Below are 18,154 nucleotides of genomic sequence, written 5' to 3'. Positions count from 1 at the left end.
GAATCTTTCACGGCGCTATCGCGCGTGCTACGCATATCTAAGTATTGTCACCGAGCGCACACATCGATCATTCTTCGCGTGCGCGCAGGATATAGCCGAGACCGCGCAACGTCATGATCTGCGCGTTCGTTTCGGCCAGCCGCTTGCGCAAGCGATGAATATAGATGTCGATGGCATCGGCGCTGGCGACATCGTCGAGACTGAAGATGCATTCCATCAGCATCGACTTCGACACGGTCTTGTCCTGCCGCAGGATCAGCGCCTCGAGAATCGCGTGCTCGCGACGTCGCAGCGAAATGGGCGCGCCCCGATAGCTGAACTCGCGCGTGGCGAATGCATACCGGAGATCGCCGCACATCAGCGCGACGGCTTTCTGCGCGCTCTGACGACGCACCAGAGCCTTGATGCGGGCCACCAGTTCACGCGCATCGAAAGGCTTGACGACGAAATCGTCCGCGCCCGCTGCGAAGCATTCCACCTTGTCCTCGATCGATCCGTGCGCGGTCAGCATCAGTACGGGCACGGTGTCGCCGCGGCGCCGCAGCCGTCCGAGCAGTTCCTTGCCGCTCATCGCGGGCAGGCGCATGTCCAGCAATACGACATCGTAGGTGCATTGATTGAGGATCGACGTGGCGCATTCCGCGTTCGGCACATGATCGACGATGAAAGAATCCGCCTTCAACAGACTCACGATCCAGTGCGCCAGCTCGGCGTTGTCTTCGACGAGCAGCAGCTTCATCGGATGTCCCCGCCGGACCATGCGGGCAGCCTGACCGACACGGACAATCCTGCACGCGCGTAGCCCGCCCCGAGCGTGACGGTGCCGCCGTGGCGCAGCGCGATCTCCCGCACGATCGGCAGCCCGAGCCCGGTGCCATCGGTAAAAGCAGACGCGCGATAGAAGCGCTCGAACACATGCGCGCGTGCCTCGGCGGAAAGCCCCGGACCGTTGTCGACCACCTGCAACAGAACCTGCTCGTGCGAACGCCTGACGATCACGGTGACGCGCCCGCCCGGCTGCGTGTAGCGAATGGCGTTGTCGACGAGGTTCGACACGAGCGCGGACAGCAGCGCCGCGTTGCCCGCCACCATCGTGCCCGGTTCGGTTTCTGCGCCAAGGTCGATATCACGCCGCTGCGCCAGCACGATCAGTTCTTCGAGCACGGACTCGACGACATCCGTCATGTCCGTCATCGTTCGTATGGGTTCGGGCGTGGACTCTGCCTGCGCGAGCATCAGCAGTTGCTTCGTTACGGCTTTCATCTTTTTCATGCTCCGGCCCGCGCTCTTGAGCGCGATCTCGCATGCGCGCTCGCCGCCGCAGTTCAGGCAAGCGTATTGGATCTGAGTGTCGAGAAGCGTGAGCGGCGTGCTGAGCTGATGCGCCGCATCGGACACGAAATCGCGCTGTGTCCGCGCGTGATGCCTGACTTGCGCGATGCATTGATTGAGGGCGTCGACGATCGGCCGGAGTTCGCGTGGCAAAGCTTGCGCGCGCATCGGATCGATTTCCAGCGGCGAGCGCCCGGCGAGGTCGTCCTTGAGGCGCATCAGCGGACGGAGCGCGGCCGCGAGACCGAGCGGAACGAGCGCGGCGACCAGCGCGAGCATCACGCATGCGCGCAGCAACTGCGGGCGCCATAGCTGATCGCGCATGGCATGCCGCGAAGCCCGCGTCTTGGCGACGATGACCCGCGCCGCCACCGCCTTGCCGTCATCGAACAGAAAACGCGGATAAGAGATGGCGCGAACCTTCGTACCCTCGAACTCGGCGTCGAAATAAACGGCATGTGAGCTTTCGCGCTCGGGCATCGGAAGCTCCGGCCTGCCGCCGAGCAATCGGCCGCGTTCGGCGACGACCTTGTAATACACGCGATCCCGATATGGCGACTCGAACATTTCGAGGGCCGCTGGCACGATCTTGACGGTGAGTTCGCGATCGGACCACTCGATGCCATCGCCGATGGTCCGTGCGGAGGCAAGGAGCGCCGCGTCCTCCATCATGTCCGCCGTGCGGCACGCGGAATCGTACGAAGCGATCGATGTAATCAGCACGAAAAGGGCGAGCGGCGCGAGCAGCCAAAGAAGCAGGCGTATGCGCAGGCTCGTCCGTCCGCATCTCGCGAACCGCGCGCACGCCGGCCGCAGCGGACGTTTCAGATTTTCGGCAGACGTGGCTTCGCCGGATTGCCGGTGTCCGTTGATTTCACGCCCGGGCATAGGCACTCGCGCTCGGGCCGTATGAAGCGAAGGATCTGAGTCGCACCCAGGCATCTCCGTCTGTTCGCAGGCGGCGGCTGTCGCAGCCTGTCATCTTTTGTGTGCGGATTGTAGTGGGTCGAATCCTTCGCAGTTCTTTCGCAGATTCCTATTCTTAATACGGAGTTTCCATGAGTCGAAGAAACTCAAACATCGGCCGTTTAGGAATAGTTCTACGCTCTGCAGGATGTGCTTAACCCATAACCCGCAGCGGATCAAAGATTGCGACGAAGATTTTCACGCGTGTGCGCCGCCTCATCGGCAAGCCATTGCGCGAACTGCTGCAACGCGGGCGACGGCGCGGGCCGCTCCGGATACACGAGGTAGTACGCCGCGCCGCTCGGCACGCACAGCGAAAACGGCGCGATGACGCGCCTGGCGCGCAGGTCTTCTTCGATCAGCGAGAGGTCGCCGATCGTCACGCCCAAACCCTGCATCGCCGACGAAATCGCCAGATCGAGCGTGTCGAAATGCTGCGCTTTCGTCGACGGCAGGCCGGCGTAACCGTAAGCGCCGAGCCACAGTAGCCAGTCGCGGCGGTCGCGCGTGGGATGCAGCAGCGTTTTCCCGGCGAGATCGTCGGGTGTTGGCGAGGCGTTCTTCTTAGGCTTCCACAATTCAGGCGCGCAAACCGGCGTCAGCACTTCATCGAAAAGATGATGCACGCTCGCGCCCTTCCCCGACGGCGCCGCGCCGAAGACGATCGCTGCGTCGAACTGCTCCGCGCTGAATTCGACGCCATGCGCCACCGACGCCGTCACTTCCACGACCAGTTCGGGCCGCTCGTTCTGCAGGCGGATCACGCGCGGCAGCACCCAGCGCATCGCGCAGGTCGGGCACTTCACGCGCAGAATGCCGGATTGCGCGCCGCCTTTCGCGAGGGCATCGTCGATCTGTCCGAACGCCTGCTGCAACGGCGCGACCAGCAACGCGCCGTGATGCGTGAGCGCGAGCCCGCGCGCCTGCCGCGTGAAAAGCGCATAACCGAGATGCGCCTCCAGCCCGGCGATCTGACGGCTGACCGCGCCCTGCGTCACGTTCAGCACCTCGGCCGCGCGCGTGAAATTCAGTTTCTGCGCCACCACCAGAAAGGTTTTGAGCACGTCGAGGGAAGGCAGGGGTTTCATCGGGTTTTTGACATGTAGCCATGATCTGCAAGCATGGCTAGTATGACAAAGTTTCGATTGTCCGCGCTTTATTGCTGCGGTTGAATCGACGGCAGATTTTCGTCGAACCGCAATTCCGGAGACATCCGCCGTGCAAAGCGCCTGCATTCCCGAGTCGAAGCTGCCGAACGTCGGCACGACCATTTTTACCGTCATCGGCCAGTTGGCCGACGAGCATCACGCGCTCAACCTGTCGCAAGGCGCGCCGAACTTCGCGTGCGATTCGAAGCTCATCGAAGGCGTCGAGCGAGCCATGCGGGCAGGACATAACCAGTACTCGCCGATGTCCGGCGTGCTCGCGCTTCGCGAAGCAATCGCCGTGAAAACGCAGAAGCTCTACGGCGCAACCTACGATCCGGGCACGGAAGTCACCGTCGTCGCGAGCGCGAGCGAAGGCCTGTACGCGACGATCAGCGCGCTCGTGCATCCCGGCGACGAAGTGATTTACTTCGAACCATCGTTCGACAGTTACGCGCCGATCGTGCAGTTGCAGGGCGCGAAGCCCGTCGCGATCAAGCTCTCGCCGCAGGATTTCCGCATCGACTGGGACGAGGTCGCCGCCGCGATCACGCCGAAGACGCGCATGATCCTCGTCAACACGCCGCACAACCCGACGGGCAGCGCGTTCACATCCGCCGACGTCGAGCGGCTCGCGGCGCTCACGCGCGACACGAAGATCATCGTGCTGTCGGACGAAGTCTACGAGCACGTCGTATTCGACGGCGCGCTGCATCACGGCATGGCGCGTTATCCGGCGCTGGCCGAGCGCAGCGTCATCGTGTCGTCGTTCGGCAAGTCGTATCACGTAACGGGCTGGCGGGTCGGCTACTGTCTCGCGCCCGCCGCGCTGACGGCGGAAATCCGCAAGATTCACCAGTTCATGACCTTCTCCGCCGATACGCCGATGCAAATGGCCTTCGCCGAAGCGCTCGCGGATGAATCGAGCTATCTGAATCTCGGGCCGTTCTATCAGCACAAGCGCGATCTGCTCGCGGAATCGCTGAAAGCATCGCGCTTCGAGTTGTTGCCGAGTGCGGGCAGTTTCTTCATGCTGGCGCGTTACGACGCGATTTCCGATCAAGGCGACAGCGATTTCGTGCTGCGCCTGATTCGCGAGGCGCGCGTCGCGACGATTCCGCTGTCGGCGTTCTATACCGACGGCACCGACAACCGCGTGATCCGTCTTTCGTTCGCGAAGGACGACGACACGCTCATCGAAGGCGCGCGCCGCCTTTGCTCGATCTGACGATTTCCTGGAGACCAACACGATGAAACTGAACCACATCGCCAGCGCGCTGTTCCTCGCATGCACGTTCACGAGCGGCGCCGCGCTTGCCGCCGATACGCTGCGCTTCGGCCTCGAAGCGCAATATCCGCCGTTCGAATCGAAATCGTCGACGGGCGAGTTGCAAGGGCTCGACATCGACGTCGGCAATGCCGTGTGCGCCGCCGCGAAAATGCAGTGCAAATGGGTCGAGACCTCGTTCGACGGCCTGATCCCCGCGCTGCAGGGCCGCAAGTTCGACGCGATCAACTCGGCGATGAACGCGACCGAGCAGCGCCGCCAGGCGATCGATTTCACGACGGTCGTGTATCGCGTGCCGACGCAGCTCATCGCGAAGAAGGGCAGCGGCATCGAGCCGACGTCGGCATCGCTGAAGGGCAAGAGCGTCGGCGTGCTGCAAGGCTCGATTCAGGAGACGTTCGCGAAGGCGCACTGGGAAAACGACGGCGTGAAGGTCGTGCCGTATCAGGATCAGAACCAGGTCTACGCCGATCTGAAGTCCGGCCGTCTCGACGCGACGCTCGTGCTCGCGCCCGCGGGACAGAGCGGCTTCCTGTCGAAGCCGGACGGCGAAGGCTTCGCGTTCGCCGGTGCGCCCGTGCGCGACGACAAAATTCTCGGCAGCGGCATCGCCTATGGCATCCGCAAGGGCGACGATGCGCTCAAGACCAAGCTCAACGCGGCGATCGAGAAGGTCAAGGCGGACGGCACCATCGACAAGTACGCAAAGAAGTATCTGGGCGATATCGATATTTCGGCGAAGTAAGCAGCTTTTTTTGAGCGCAGGCACACTGGCGGCTTGATCTTTTCCGGCCGCCAGCCGCGTCTTGCAAGCTGGCGGCCTCAAGCATGGAAGCCGCATGAGCACGCCGACGACGCCCAAACCCGCCGCCGCACCGTCACCCTCACCGTCCGCGCCGCCGCCGCTCGAAGGCGGCAAGCTCGTTCTCGCCACCTTCGCGGTGGCGCTCGCGACGTTCATGAACGTGCTGGATTCGTCGATCGCCAATGTCGCGATCCCGACGATCTCCGGCAATCTCGGCGTGTCCGTCAACGAGGGCACGTGGGTTATCACCGTGTTCGCGGCGTCGAACGCCGTCTCCATTCCGCTGACCGGCTGGCTCACGCAGCGGCTCGGGCAGGTGCGTCTTTTCGTCGGCGCGATCCTGATGTTCGTGCTGTCGTCGTGGCTGTGCGGGCTCGCGCCGAATCTGCCGGTGCTGCTCTTCGCGCGCGTGTTGCAGGGCGCGGTCGCCGGGCCGCTGATTCCGCTGTCGCAGGCGATCCTGCTCGGCTCGTATCCGAAAGAGAAGGCGTCGATGGCGCTCTCGCTGTGGGCGATGACCGCGACCGTCGGCCCGATCGCCGGTCCCGCGCTCGGCGGCTGGATCACGGACAGCTATTCGTGGTCGTGGATCTTCTATATCAACATTCCGGTGGGCATCTTCGCGGCGGGCGTGACGTGGATCATCTACCGCGACCGCGAATCGCCGACGCGCAAGGCGCCGATCGACGTGATCGGTCTTCTGCTGCTCGTCTCGTGGGTCGCTTCGCTGCAGATCATGCTCGACAAGGGCCGCGATCTCGACTGGTTCTCGTCGCCGCTGATCGTCGTGCTGGCGATCGTCGCGGTGATCGCGTTCGCGTTCTTCGTCGTGTGGGAGCTGACCGACAAGAATCCCGTCGTCGATTTGCGGCTTTTTGCCGGGCGCAATTTCTTCGGCGGCACGGTGGCGATTTCGGTCGCGTACGGCGTGTTCTTCGGCAATCTCGTGTTGCTGCCGCAATGGATGCAGCAGTATCTGAATTACCGGTCGATCGACGCCGGGCTCGTCACCGCGCCGCTCGGCATTTTCGCCGTGATCCTCGCGCCGATCATGGGCAAGGTGCTGCCGCGCAGCGACGCGCGCATCATCGCGACGGCGGCGTTCGTCGGCTTCGCGTTCGTGTTCTGGCTGCGCTCGAAGTACGTGATCGAGATCGATACGTGGCATCTCGTCTTGCCGACGCTGCTGCAAGGCATTCCGATGGCGATGTTCTTCGTGCCGCTCACGGCGATCGTGCTATCGGGCTTGCCGCCGTCGAAGATTCCGGCGGCGGCGGGGCTGTCGAATTTCGCGCGGGTGTTTTGCGGCGCGGTAGGAACGTCGCTCGCGGGCAACGCGTGGGACAACCGCATCGCGCTGCATCACGAGCGGCTCACCGAGCAGGCGAATGTCTACAATCCGGCGTTTTTGCAGTCGCTCGGGCTATCGCAATCGACGCTCGACGTGAGTGAAGCGCAGGCGCGCGGCATGTTCAATTTCACCGTCAACTCGCAAGCCGCGATGATGGGACTCAACGATATCTTTCTGATCTCGGCGGTGATCTTCATTCTGATCATTCCGCTGATCTGGATTACGAAGGTGGCGAAGGGCGGGGGTGGCGGGGCGGCGTCGGGGGCGCATTGAATGATGCTCGCGCCCCGGGTGCTATTCGGGCAGAAAGCCCTCCTCCAGCACTGACGACATCGGCCATGGACAGCTTGCGGGGAACGTATCGAAGTCGATACCTGTTTCCGCTTCGGCCTGAGTCCGCGCTTTCGACCAGACCAAGTCGAGCCACTGAACATCATCGAAGCGTCGCCGCAAGCTCGGTGCTTCATTCAACACGAACAACGCCTCCCTTCGCTGCGTGCGAATGGTACTCGTCCAACTCCGGCTTCGGCGCTCCGGCTGAAATTGCCATTTGAGCAAATGCGCGAGCAGTACCGCCAATCTGCTTCGCAGCTCGCGTGATTCAGTTTTTGCCACGTCCTCGATTTCCTCAGCGATATGCTCGATATCGATGGACGCAAATTTCCCCGCACGCAGCAGCGCCGCCTGTTCCCAGGCCCACGCCACCACGTCCTTCTCATAAGGCGTTCCCATCGGCTGACTCCCGTTCTCTTCATCGTTCCCGGTGTCGCCGATATTAGTTTGCATTCCTTTGTTCATCCAGATCGTCCGTTTGGCCAACGCTCGTCACTTCAGCCCCAGTTCGACGCGCGAACCCGCGCCCTTGTCCTTGATGTCGTCCGCGTTCAACTTCGGCGCGACGACGAAAATCCGTTTGCTGTCGATTTTCCCGTCGAAATATTCCTGCACCGCCTGCGCGCGACGCTGCGCCAGATCGCGCAACGATCCTTCGTCGACCGGTGCGTTCTTCGTGAGCGCGGCTTTCATGTCCTCATCGGGCACCGACTTCGTCATGCCGATGAAGTTCGTCGGCTTCTTGAAATCGGCCGACTTGTACGCCTTCGTCAGATACTTGTCGTAGTCCGCGTCCGTCACCTTGATCGCGTTCCAGTCGACGTTCTCGCCATTGCTCGACATGTCGCGCACCTTCGCGCGCTTCACCTGTTGATCGAGCCACGCGGAACGCAACGCCGGCTCGTCCGTCTTCGGATCGACGCGGCCCGTCACGTCCAAGCGCACCGACGGCTTGTCCGCCAGCGCCTTCGCGATCGTATCGAGCTTCTTCTGCGCGGCATCGTTCAGCGTGGCCGAGCCCGCATCGAATTCGATGTAGTTGAGATCCTCGCCGCCGCCGCCGCCGAACGCATGCGCGAGCAGCGTGAACGGCGCGGTCACCGCCTTCTGCACCAGATTCACGATAGCCTGCCACACGAGCCCACCGATCGAAAACTCGGGATTGTCCAGCGAGCCGGAAATCGGAATATTGACATCGATCTCGCCGCGCGAATTCTTCAGCAGCGACACCGCGAGCCGCACCGGCAGCTTCGTCGCCGTCGGATTGTCGACGTGATCGCCGAACGTCAACTGATCGATGAACAAGTGATTGTTCGCCGTGAGCTTGTTGTCGGCGAGCATGTAATGCAGATCGACGTTGAGCTTGCCCTTCGTGATCGGATAACCCGCGTACTTCGACGAATACGGCGTCAGATTCGTCAGCTCGACGCCATGCGCGCTCGCGGTCAGATCGAGCGCGGGTTTCTCGATGAGCGGATTCACCTGCCCCTTGATCGAGACCGGCCCGTTCGCCGCGAGTTTCGCCGACACGTCGACGGGCGCGGACGTGGTCGAATGCGTGCCGAACGCGCCGATCGTCCCGTTGATCGCAACGAGATTCGCGGTGTAGTTCGGCTTGATGAAGTTATCGGTGTAAGTGACGCGGCCGTCCTGCAGCACGAGCTGGCCGAAGCGCATGTTGACCGGCGGCCCCGACGGCTTCGCCGCCGTCTTCACCGGCACCGTCGCGCTCGCAGCGGCCGGCGCGGACGCGCCCTCTTCCTTCGCACGGTCGCGCGTCACCGATTGCGGGCCGTTGTCGCCGGCCACGACGCTCTTGAGGTTCAACCTGCCCTGCGCGTCGAGCAGCACCCGACCGTAGAACTTGGCGAAGGTCACGCGCGCCGCTTCGACATCGGTGCCGCGCTCGCTGTAGTCCGCCTTCACGTTCGAGAGCGAGAGCAGCTTCCAGCCGGCGAAGCGGTCGGAGGTCGCCTTGTCGAGCATGCGTACGTCCGTCAGCGACACGTCGCCCTTATAGGACGCCGCGAGCGTCTTGCCGCTGCCCGACATCGCGACGTCGCCGTTCGCGTTCAGATACGCGCTCGTCACGTCGATGTTGAGCATGTCGCCGAAATACGGCTCGAACGCGGAGGCGTCGACCTGATCGCCCTTGACGTGCAACGCGAGCTTGAGCGGCGACACCGTGACGTTGCCGCCAATCGCGAGCGCCCCCTTGCCGTTCAGCGTCAGCTTACCGTCGACGGCGAGCGGTTTCGTCAAATCGTCGCCGAACTGCCTGACGTTGAGCGCGAGCGGCGCGACGCGCAGCTTGACCGGCTTCGTCGTGGTTTCATCGGTGATATTCGCCGATGCATCGGCGAGCGCGATCTCGCCGATCCGATACCGCCACGCCGGCCCCGCCGCCTGCGCCTTCTGGATCCTGCGCGTCGCCGACTGCTCGGGCGCGGCTTCGTGCGGCGCGGCGAGCGCGGCCAGATCGATGCTGCCGTCCTTGCGGCGCGTCGCATCGAGCGCGAGGCCGTTCAATTGCACGCTGTCGAGCGTCGCGTTGCGCGCGGACACATCGACCTTGGCGATCTTCGCCGTCGCCGACGCCAGCTTGATCGGCACGCCGCCGCCCGCGTTGGGCGCGAGCGTGAGCGCATCGAGCTTCACATCGCCCGCGCCGATTTGCACGCCGCCATCCGCCTTGCTCCAGTCGACCGACACCGGCAGATTCGCGCCGAGCGTGCCGCTCGTCACGCGCGCGGCCACCATGTTCGCGAGATACGGCTGCAACGGCGGCAGCGCCAACGCGCTCAGCGCGAGCTTTGCGTCCGCCGTTTTCGTGGCGAGCGTCACGTTGCCCGATGCATCGAGCGCGCCGCCCTTGTCGAATGCCGTCTTGAGCGTGTATTTCGCGGGCGTTTTGGCAAGCGTCGAGAAATCGTCGAGCGTCACGGCGAAGCCGGTCAACGCGGCCTCAACACGCTGTTTGAGCAACTGGTCGTCGAGCGCGATCCGGCCGTCTTCAATCGCGAGGTGGCGAATCGCCAGATCGAGCGGCGGCGCTTCCTTCTTGACTTCCTCCGCTGAAGGCTTCGGCGCGGGACCGGCCAGCTTCTGCACGTTCAGTTGACCCGTCGAATCGCGCGCGAGATGGACATCCGGATTCGACAGCGTCACTTCGTCGAGGTGATAGACATCGCGCAGCGGCTCGGCATTCGCGATCTTCACGTGCAGCGCGCGGGCCGCGATGAGCGGCGCGCTCGCCTTGTCCGTCACCGCGAGATCGGCGAGCTCGGCGGTGCCGTCGATGCGGATCGTCGGGGTATCGCCCGAGATCGCGAAGCGCACGTTGAGATCGGTCGAGAGCTTGCCGCTCTTCACCGCGACCGGCACCGACGCCGGCGCGTAAGACGCCATCTGCGGCACGTCGAGGCCGTCGAGCGTGAGCGCGATTTCCGATTCGCGCGACTGCGCAAACGGCTTCGTGCGGCCCTTCACGACGAGCGGCGAGCCGTCGATGCGGGCCTGCAACAGCGGCGTCACGAAGATATCGGTGGCGGACGGCAGCGTCGCGATGAACGGAATGCCGAGCGCGAAACGGTCGACGACGTGCTTCGTTCTCAGAAGCCTGTCATCGAACGTGATCTGGCCGTTTTCGAGCTGAATGTTCGATACCGAGAAGCGCGCAGGCTTGTCCGAAGGCGGCGACGATGGCTTCGCGAACTTCGCGATCAGATCGGAGAAATTGAAATGCTCGCCGTCGAAACGCACGACGCTGATACGCGGCGAATCGATCTTCAGTTCGTTGACGACCGGCGCGAGTTTGAACACCGACGCCCACGACGTACGCACGACGAGCCTCGACACATCGACGAAACCGGCCGCCGCGCCCGGCGCCTTCGCGAGATTCGCGGGCGATTCGCCGATATGGACGTCATCGGCTTCCAAATCGAGCGTGTACGGATTGAGCCAAATACGCCTGATGCTGACGGGCCGGTCGAGCTGCTTTGCGAGCTGTTGCTCGGCGATATGTCGGATAACCGGCGGCGCGACGAAGAACCCGAGCACGCCGATAACGAGTATCGCGATCAGCAAGCCGATGAAAAAGCGCCGCGTGCGCCGCGCGTGAACGACGCCGCGCAGCGTCTGCCCGGCGGAGGCGAGAGAAGACTTCGTGATGCTCGACATTCGATGCGCGACGACGAGCCGCCGTCCCCGGAAAGATGATGTTCGAGTATACGACGATGCGACCCGCAAACGTTCGCCAAAGCGTGCGTCAAACGCATGAAGGCCGCGAAAAAATCGCGGCCTTCATGTTCGATTCAACTGTTTGCGCGCAGCGGAATCACTGCCGTTCGACTGACGGCGGCGCCCACGAGCCGTCGCTCGCCTGCGGCTTGGGCGCATAAAGACGCATCGTGAGCTGGAACTGGCCTTCGGGCGCGGGCAGCCAATTCGCTGTCTGCGCGCGGCCCGGCGACTTCGCCGACACGATCACGTCGATGGAGCCATCGCGATTCTTCTTCAGCCGGTCGCGATCGGAAAGCGAGAGCCGCGGCAGTTTCGCATCCGAGAGCGCCCCGTCCTTCGTGTAGGCGGTCAGGGTCCAGAAGCCGCGCACCGGCGGCAGTTGCTCGGGCTCGAAGTGCAGCGTGTACGCGTTCGCGCCGTCGAGTGCGTGGCCTTCGCTGTCCACGTGCGTCACCGGCTTCACTTCGCCTTCCTTCGTGCTCGTCGCGGTCTGCCGGCGCGCAAGATAGGCGCGCAACGTGTAATCCGTACCGTAGACGCCGACGCCATCGCCGAACCAGGTCCAACCGTTCTTCGTGATCGCGTTGGGCGGCGTCGTCTCGAGCCGCTCGCGTGCATCGGCGAGACCGGAATCGAGCAGCGGTGCGTCGGTCTTCTTGAACTGCACCGGCTCGCCCGGCTTCACGCCGAGATCGGCGAGCTGGCTGATCGCGTGACTGTCGTCGGTGGCGGCGGGATTGTCGTCGAGCGAGCGGGCGAGGCGCGCGAAGAACGCGTTCGCATCGAGCGCTTCGGCCTGCGCGCCCGGCGCGATCGTCGCCAGCGCGGATGGCAGCGGCGGCACTGCGGGTTGCTTCGCGCCGTTCGCGGGCCACGCGCCGGAGACGACCGGCGTCGGATCGGCGGCGGAGCCTTTCGCGGGCGTCAGCGTGTCGATTCGCATCGCGGTCTGCAGCTTGCGCGCTTCGCGCACGTCGCGCGCGCCGTTCACGCGCACGCGCACCGAAAGCCACACGTAACGTGTGCGCGTTTCGACGCGCGTCGCGTTCGCGGGCAGCGTGCCGGTCCAGCCAGCGGGCACGAACGCGATGAGCTGCATCTTCGGATAGGGCGTCGTGTCGGCGCTGGAATAGAGTGCGTTGGTCCACGCATCGAACGCGCGGGCGTCGAGATAGCGGCCGCGCGGCGCGGCGGGCAGCGTGACGATCACCGGATCGGCGGACACATCGAGCCATGCCGACGATTCGAGCGTGTCGACGCTCGCCCAGCCCGGCGCGCCGGCGGGCGGCAGCGCGCTCGCGTGACGGAAGGTGTTGAGCGGCGTCTGGCCGGGCTGCCCGGCGCGGCCGCTGGCGCGTTCGCGCGCGATATCCGACGCGACGAGCGGAAAGCCGAAGGTATAGGCATCGGCGACCTGATTCTTCACCCAGCCCGTGCTGGTCGCCTTGGCTTCGGGCTGCTTGGTCGCACAGCCCGAAAGGACCGCCATGCCGGCGAGACTCACGCTCATCCAGATTGCGGTGTTGAGCGGAAACGTCCAGCGTCGCTTGTTCTTCATTCGAATGGAAATCCAGTTCTTCTTTCGATTTGGGTTCTCGCACGCATCTTCGTAGGAGCGATGCGCGGCACGCTCGGAAGCGTATCGGCGCCGCTGCCACTCCCCGCGCGGCGCGCCACGAGCGTTATCTCGAAATTCGGGTTTTAACTTATCCGCTGACGATAGGCAAGATTAAGTCAGCAAAAGCGCTGCGGCATGCCGAAGAATGCACCAGATGCCGGTCAAAAGCACTGAATGGCGCGCTTTTCGTCCTTCGAATACGGTCTTCTCGCAGCATTTTTCGCTCCCGCGCGGCGGGACTCGACATTGCACGACGCGCTTCATTCAGGCCTTGACCTTCCAGTCATTGGAAGGTCGATACTGTTCCTTATGTGGGATCTTCGCGATCCCGGCCAGAACGGAGCGTTTCGATATGTCCACAGCAGCATCCGACCATCCGCGGACCGCTGAGTTGTCCGTCAGCGGGATGACGTGCGCGTCGTGCGTCGCGCGCGTCGAGAAAGTGCTTAAACGCGTGCCGGGCGTCGAAAGCGTCGCGGTCAATCTCGCGACCGAGAAGGCGACCGTGCACGCGAGCGCCGCCGTCACCGACGATCAGCTCGTCGCCGCCGTCGCCAAAGCCGGCTACGAGGCCGCGCCGATCCTGCCCGACGCCGCGCCGGAGCTCGCCGTTTCCTCCGGATTCGATCGCGAGCTCGCGGCCGTGCTCGCGTCCGCCGTGCTCACCGTGCCGCTGCTCGCGCCGATGTTCGGCCTCACGCTCGACCCGTGGCTGCAACTCGCGCTCGCGAGCGTCGTGCAGTTCGGCTTCGGCGCGCGTTTCTATGCGGGCGGCTATCGCGCGGTGCGGGCGTTCGCGGGCAACATGGATCTGCTCGTCGCGCTCGGCACGTCGGCGGCGTGGGGCTTGTCCGTCTGGCAGATGTTCGCGCACGGCGGCATGACGGAGCATCTGTTCTTCGAGGCGTCGGCGGTCGTCATCACGCTGGTGCGCTTCGGCAAATGGCTGGAAGCGCGCGCCAAGCGCCAGACCGCCGACGCGATCCGCGCGCTCAACGCGCTGCGGCCCGACAAGGCCCGCGTGCGCGACCGCGACGATCCGGCGCGCGAACGCGAAGTGCCGCTCGCTCACGTGCGTATCGGCGATATCGCCATCGTGCGGCCGGGCGAGCGCGTGCCGGTGGACGGCATCGTGCGCGAGGGCCGCACGCACATCGACGAATCGCTGATTACCGGCGAAAGCCTGCCGGTCGCGAAGGAACCCGGCGCGCGCACGACCGGCGGCTCGATCAACGGCGAAGGCGCGATCGCGATCGAAACCACGGCGATCGGCGCGGAAACGACGCTCGCGCGCATCATCCGGATGGTCGAATCGGCGCAGGCGGAGAAGGCGCCGATCCAGCGGCTCGTCGATCGCGTATCGGCGGTGTTCGTGCCGGCAATTCTCGCGATCGCGCTCGTCACGCTCATCGGCTGGCTGCTGCACGGCGCCGATGCAGAAACGGCGCTGCTGAACGCGGTCGCGGTGCTCGTGATCGCGTGCCCGTGCGCGCTCGGCCTCGCGACGCCGACCGCGATCATGGCCGGGACCGGCGTCGCGGCGCGTCAGGGCATTCTCATCAAGGACGCGCAGGCGCTCGAACAGGCGCACGCGATCAAGATCGTCGCATTCGACAAGACCGGCACGCTGACGGTCGGCAAGCCGGGCCTCGTCGCGTTCGATGCCGCGCCGGGGCAGGATCGGAGCGCAGCGCTCGGACTCGCCGCCGCCGTGCAGCGCATGAGCGAGCATCCGCTGGCGAAGGCCGTCGCCGCCGCCGCGAGCCACGCACCGCGCTTCGAGGCGAGCGCGGCGCGCGCGGTCGCCGGACGGGGCGTGGAGGCGAACGTCGGCGCGCGGCGCATCGCGATCGGCAGTGCGCGCTGGGTCGCGGAACTGGGTTTTGACGTGCCGCCGACGCTCGCCGCTCGCGCTCGCGAACTCGAAGCGCAAGGGAACACGATCTCGTGGCTGATCGATCTCGACGGAGAAGTCCTCGCGCTGCTCGCGTTCGGCGATACCGTCAAGCCGACCGCGCGCGATGCAATCGAACGTCTTGCGCGCATGGGCGTGAAGAGCGCGCTCGTCACCGGCGACAACGAAGGCAGCGCGCAAGCCGTCGCGCGCGCGTTGGGTATCGCGCCGGAACGCGTGTTCGCGCAGACCTTGCCCGACGACAAGGCGCGCGTCGTCGCGCAACTCAAGGCGTCGAACGAAGGCATCGTGGCGATGGCCGGCGACGGCATCAACGATGCGCCCGCGCTCGCCGCCGCCGATATCGGCATCGCGATGGCGAGCGGCACCGACGTCGCGATCGAGGCGGCCGGCATCACGCTGATGCGCGGCGATCCGGCGCTCGTCGCGGACGCGATCGATATTTCGCGGCGCACGTATCGCAAGATTCAGCAGAATCTGTTCTGGGCGTTCGTCTACAACCTGATCGGCATTCCGCTCGCGGCGTTCGGCCTGCTCGATCCGATGTTCGCGGGCGCGGCGATGGCGTTTTCGAGCGTGAGCGTCGTCACGAACGCGCTCTTGCTGCGGACGTGGCGCGCTCAGGCCGGCGCGGCCGCTGACGAAGCGCGCGCCGGCAAGCCGATCACGCGGCCCGCGTAACGCGCGTCCTTCGGCGCGACCGCAGGTTCGGCGGCGATGCGCGCGGCGATGTCATCATCGAACGATGCGGATTTCGGCGCGCCGCTCGAATCGATGTGCATCAGCATCTGCTCGCACGCGCAAACGGCTTCCGTCGAGTCGCCTTCGAACATCTCCATATAGAGATGCACGCGCTTTTTGTCATGCGCGATCACGCGCCACTCGACGCGCACCGGCGCGCCCTCCTTGATCTCGCGCAGATACGTGACATGCGCTTCGAGCGTGTAGAGCGTGCGCTGGCGTGCGCGGCGGCCCGCGTCGTCGAGACCGATGCGGTCCATGAAGGCATCGGTCGCGAGGCTGTAGATCAGCATGTAGAACGCGTCGCGCAGATGGCCGTTGTAGTCGACCCATTCGGGTTTGACGGTGTCGCGATAGGTCATCGTGGTGCCTTGCGGTTCCGTTAGTCTTCGATCCCGTGACGCGCTTTCGCCTGCGCGATCGCCTCGATCACGCTCGCGATGCAGTCGTCGCGATAACGCTCCAGTTCCTTGATGCCGCGTCCGTTCGTCTGATTCGACGTACCGTCGACGACGCGGTCGATGAGTTCGTCGGTCAGTTTCGGCGCGACGAGTTTCGTCCACGGCAATTCGAGCGCGGGGCCGAACTGCTGCATGAAGTGTCGCATGCCCGCTTCGCCGCCCGCCAGCGTGTAGGTCAGGAACGTGCCCATGAACGACCAGCGGATGCCCGCGCCGTAGCGGATGGCGTCGTCGATTTCGCCGGTTGTCGCGACGCCGTCGTTGACGAGATGCAGCGCCTCGCGCCAGAGCGCTTCGAGCAGCCGGTCCGCGATGAAGCCGGGCACTTCCTTCCTCACGCGCAAGGGCCGCATGCCGATGGACGCGTAGAAGCGCATCGCGGCATCGATCGCTTCGCCGGATGTCGCTTCGCCGCCGAGCACTTCGACGAGCGGCAGCAGATACACCGGATTGAACGGATGCCCGACGACGCAGCGCTGCGGATTCACGGCGCGCGCGTAGAAGTCGGTCGGCAGAAGGCCGGACGTCGACGACGCGATGATCGCATCGGGCTTCGCCGCGCGGCTCGCGCGTTCGTGCAGCGCGAGCTTGAGTTCCTCGCGTTCGGGCGCGCTTTCCTGGATGAAGTCGGCATGGGCGACGCATTCCTCGACGGTATCGACGAAGCGCAATCGTTGTTGCGACGCGCCCGGCGCCAGTCCGACGCGCTCGAGCGCCGGCCACGCGTTCGCGACGTTCGCGCGCAGTTGCGCTTCGGCGCCGGGCGCGGGATCCCACGCGGTGACGTCGAGTCCTGCTCCGAGGGCGCGCGCCACCCAGCCGCTGCCGATCACACCCGCGCCGAGCGCGGCGAATTGCTTGACTTGCATGTCTTCGTGTCCTTGTCGGTTCAGGCGAATTGTTCCGCGATGCGTTTTTCCAGCAGGCGTTCGCCGCGCGCCGGGAGGCCGAGCTTCTTGCGGCCTTCCGCGGGCGTGAGCGCGCGTGCGCCGAGCCGCTCGATGATTTCCACCGCGCGCTGGACGAGCGCGCCGTTGGTCGCGTGCACGCCGCGATCGAGCCACAGGTTGTCTTCGAGACCGACGCGCACGTGTCCGCCGAGGAGCATCGCTTGCGCGACCATCGGCATCTGCATGCGGCCGATGCCGAAGCCGGCCCAATGCGCGCCGGGCGGGAGGTTATCGACCATGGCTTTCATCGTGCCGGTGTCGGGCGGTGCGCCCCACGGAATACCCATGCACAGTTGAAAGAGCGGCGGGTTGTCGAGCAGGCCTTCTTTCAGAAGTTGATTGGCGAACCACAGATGGCCCGTGTCGAAAATTTCCAGTTCGGGCTTCACGCCGAGTTCCTGGATGCGTTTGGCGCCGGCGCGCAGTTGCGCGGGCGTCGATACGTAGATGTAGTCGCCGTCGCCGAAATTGAGCGTGCCGCAGTCGAGCGTGCAGATTTCGGGCAGCAGTTCTTCGACGTGCGCGAGGCGCGTGAGGCCGCCGACGAGGTCGGTGCCTTTGCCGAAGCGCATCGGGTCTTCGCCGGCGCCGATTTCCAGGTCGCCGCCCATGCCTGCGGTGAGGTTGATGATCACGTCCGTGTCCGATGAGCGGATGCGGTCTACCACTTCGCGGTATAGCGCGGGGTCGCGGCTGCCTCTTCCTGTCTTCGGGTCGCGAACGTGGCAGTGGGCGACGGTGGCGCCCGCGCGGGCCGCTTCTATCGCTGCTTCGGCTATTTGCTTCGGCGTGACTGGGATGGAAGGGTGCTTGCCGGTCGTGTCGCCAGCGCCGGTTACTGCGCAGGTCACTATCACTTCGTAGTTCATTTTCGATGTCCTTTAGGGTTCCTGTATTTTTTCTTCGGCTTTCGTTAAGTCCTGATTTCGCGTCGGTCTATTAGCACTGCCCCTGTGCGGGGCGGCACTCACTTTCTTTGCTGCTGCAAAGAAAGTAAGCAAAGAAAG

13 protein-coding genes are annotated in these 18,154 nt (G+C 64.7%); 4 read left to right on the top strand and 9 right to left on the bottom strand.

The window, feature by feature from the left end:
- Window positions 1-67 precede the first annotated feature (67 nt).
- The 3 genes from NCT05_RS15850 to NCT05_RS15840 form a co-directional block, all read right to left on the bottom strand.
- The gene (locus NCT05_RS15850) at window positions 68-739 is read right to left on the bottom strand and encodes a response regulator (protein ID WP_008354119.1); all 672 of its coding nucleotides are present in this window, start codon (window positions 737-739) and stop codon (window positions 68-70) included.
- Window positions 736-2,220, bottom strand: coding sequence for a sensor histidine kinase (locus NCT05_RS15845; RefSeq protein WP_250502693.1), 1,485 nt, complete (start codon window positions 2,218-2,220; stop codon window positions 736-738). The genes NCT05_RS15850 and NCT05_RS15845 overlap by 4 nt, the downstream gene beginning before the upstream one ends.
- Before the next feature lie 254 nt (window positions 2,221-2,474).
- Window positions 2,475-3,386, bottom strand: a complete 912-nt coding sequence (locus NCT05_RS15840; RefSeq protein WP_034473137.1) for a LysR substrate-binding domain-containing protein — start codon at window positions 3,384-3,386, stop codon at window positions 2,475-2,477.
- Window positions 3,387-3,516: 130 nt separating this feature from the next.
- Here NCT05_RS15840 and NCT05_RS15835 point away from each other — a divergent pair, with 130 nt between their 5' ends.
- From NCT05_RS15835 to NCT05_RS15825, 3 genes are all read left to right on the top strand, one after another.
- Window positions 3,517-4,671, top strand: coding sequence for a methionine aminotransferase (locus NCT05_RS15835; RefSeq protein WP_008354122.1), 1,155 nt, complete (start codon window positions 3,517-3,519; stop codon window positions 4,669-4,671).
- Between the two features lie 22 nt (window positions 4,672-4,693).
- Window positions 4,694-5,476, top strand: coding sequence for an ABC transporter substrate-binding protein (locus NCT05_RS15830; protein WP_008354124.1), 783 nt, complete (start codon window positions 4,694-4,696; stop codon window positions 5,474-5,476).
- Between the two features lie 94 nt (window positions 5,477-5,570).
- On the top strand, window positions 5,571-7,160 hold the full coding sequence (locus tag NCT05_RS15825) for a DHA2 family efflux MFS transporter permease subunit (RefSeq protein WP_008354125.1): 1,590 nt from the start codon (window positions 5,571-5,573) through the stop codon (window positions 7,158-7,160).
- A 21-nt stretch (window positions 7,161-7,181) separates the two neighbouring features.
- Here NCT05_RS15825 and NCT05_RS15820 read toward each other — a convergent pair whose 3' ends face one another.
- From NCT05_RS15820 to NCT05_RS15810, 3 genes are all read right to left on the bottom strand, one after another.
- The gene (locus tag NCT05_RS15820) at window positions 7,182-7,685 is read right to left on the bottom strand and encodes a DUF29 domain-containing protein (protein WP_250459182.1); all 504 of its coding nucleotides are present in this window, start codon (window positions 7,683-7,685) and stop codon (window positions 7,182-7,184) included.
- 27 nt (window positions 7,686-7,712) lie between these two features.
- Window positions 7,713-11,399, bottom strand: coding sequence for a DUF748 domain-containing protein (locus NCT05_RS15815; protein WP_250502692.1), 3,687 nt, complete (start codon window positions 11,397-11,399; stop codon window positions 7,713-7,715).
- A 157-nt stretch (window positions 11,400-11,556) separates the two neighbouring features.
- Window positions 11,557-13,020 carry a DUF1254 domain-containing protein gene (locus NCT05_RS15810; RefSeq protein ID WP_250436328.1) on the bottom strand — a complete coding sequence of 488 codons (1,464 nt, stop codon included), beginning with the start codon at window positions 13,018-13,020 and terminating at the stop codon, window positions 11,557-11,559.
- Window positions 13,021-13,432: 412 nt separating this feature from the next.
- Between NCT05_RS15810 and NCT05_RS15805 the strand changes: the two genes are divergently transcribed.
- Window positions 13,433-15,676: a heavy metal translocating P-type ATPase gene (locus NCT05_RS15805; protein ID WP_250502691.1), complete on the top strand. Its 2,244-nt coding sequence runs from the start codon at window positions 13,433-13,435 to the stop codon at window positions 15,674-15,676.
- Here NCT05_RS15805 and NCT05_RS15800 read toward each other — a convergent pair.
- From NCT05_RS15800 to cdhC, 3 genes are read right to left on the bottom strand one after another with little or no spacing between them, the layout of a single operon-like run.
- Window positions 15,616-16,098: a thioesterase family protein gene (locus NCT05_RS15800; protein ID WP_250502690.1), complete on the bottom strand. Its 483-nt coding sequence runs from the start codon at window positions 16,096-16,098 to the stop codon at window positions 15,616-15,618. The genes NCT05_RS15805 and NCT05_RS15800 overlap by 61 nt on opposite strands.
- 20 nt (window positions 16,099-16,118) lie before the next feature.
- Window positions 16,119-17,066 (bottom strand): L-carnitine dehydrogenase, encoded by a 948-nt coding sequence (locus tag NCT05_RS15795; protein WP_250502689.1) that lies wholly within the window; start codon window positions 17,064-17,066, stop codon window positions 16,119-16,121.
- 20 nt (window positions 17,067-17,086) lie between these two features.
- Window positions 17,087-18,016 (bottom strand): 3-dehydrocarnitine:acetyl-CoA trimethylamine transferase CdhC, encoded by a 930-nt coding sequence (gene cdhC, locus NCT05_RS15790; protein ID WP_008354133.1) that lies wholly within the window; start codon window positions 18,014-18,016, stop codon window positions 17,087-17,089.
- Window positions 18,017-18,154 lie beyond the last annotated feature (138 nt).

Origin of the sequence: Caballeronia sp. AZ7_KS35 (assembly GCF_023631045.1) — a bacterium.
Lineage (GTDB): Bacteria > Pseudomonadota > Gammaproteobacteria > Burkholderiales > Burkholderiaceae > Caballeronia > Caballeronia zhejiangensis.
Note: the sequence above shows the minus strand (reverse complement) of the source record. Positions and strands in the feature narration are given on the sequence as shown.

Coding starts and splice junctions, on each gene's coding strand:
- NCT05_RS15805 (WP_250502691.1), top strand. CDS start 13,433: ATGTCCACAGCAGCATCCGACCATCCGCGGACCGCTGAGTTGTCCGTC.
- cdhC (WP_008354133.1), bottom strand. CDS start 18,016: ATGAACTACGAAGTGATAGTGACCTGCGCAGTAACCGGCGCTGGCGAC.
- NCT05_RS15850 (WP_008354119.1), bottom strand. CDS start 739: ATGAAGCTGCTGCTCGTCGAAGACAACGCCGAGCTGGCGCACTGGATC.
- NCT05_RS15830 (WP_008354124.1), top strand. CDS start 4,694: ATGAAACTGAACCACATCGCCAGCGCGCTGTTCCTCGCATGCACGTTC.
- NCT05_RS15845 (WP_250502693.1), bottom strand. CDS start 2,220: ATGCCCGGGCGTGAAATCAACGGACACCGGCAATCCGGCGAAGCCACG.
- NCT05_RS15810 (WP_250436328.1), bottom strand. CDS start 13,020: ATGAAGAACAAGCGACGCTGGACGTTTCCGCTCAACACCGCAATCTGG.
- NCT05_RS15840 (WP_034473137.1), bottom strand. CDS start 3,386: ATGAAACCCCTGCCTTCCCTCGACGTGCTCAAAACCTTTCTGGTGGTG.
- NCT05_RS15820 (WP_250459182.1), bottom strand. CDS start 7,685: ATGAACAAAGGAATGCAAACTAATATCGGCGACACCGGGAACGATGAA.
- NCT05_RS15815 (WP_250502692.1), bottom strand. CDS start 11,399: ATGTCGAGCATCACGAAGTCTTCTCTCGCCTCCGCCGGGCAGACGCTG.
- NCT05_RS15795 (WP_250502689.1), bottom strand. CDS start 17,066: ATGCAAGTCAAGCAATTCGCCGCGCTCGGCGCGGGTGTGATCGGCAGC.
- NCT05_RS15825 (WP_008354125.1), top strand. CDS start 5,571: ATGAGCACGCCGACGACGCCCAAACCCGCCGCCGCACCGTCACCCTCA.
- NCT05_RS15800 (WP_250502690.1), bottom strand. CDS start 16,098: ATGACCTATCGCGACACCGTCAAACCCGAATGGGTCGACTACAACGGC.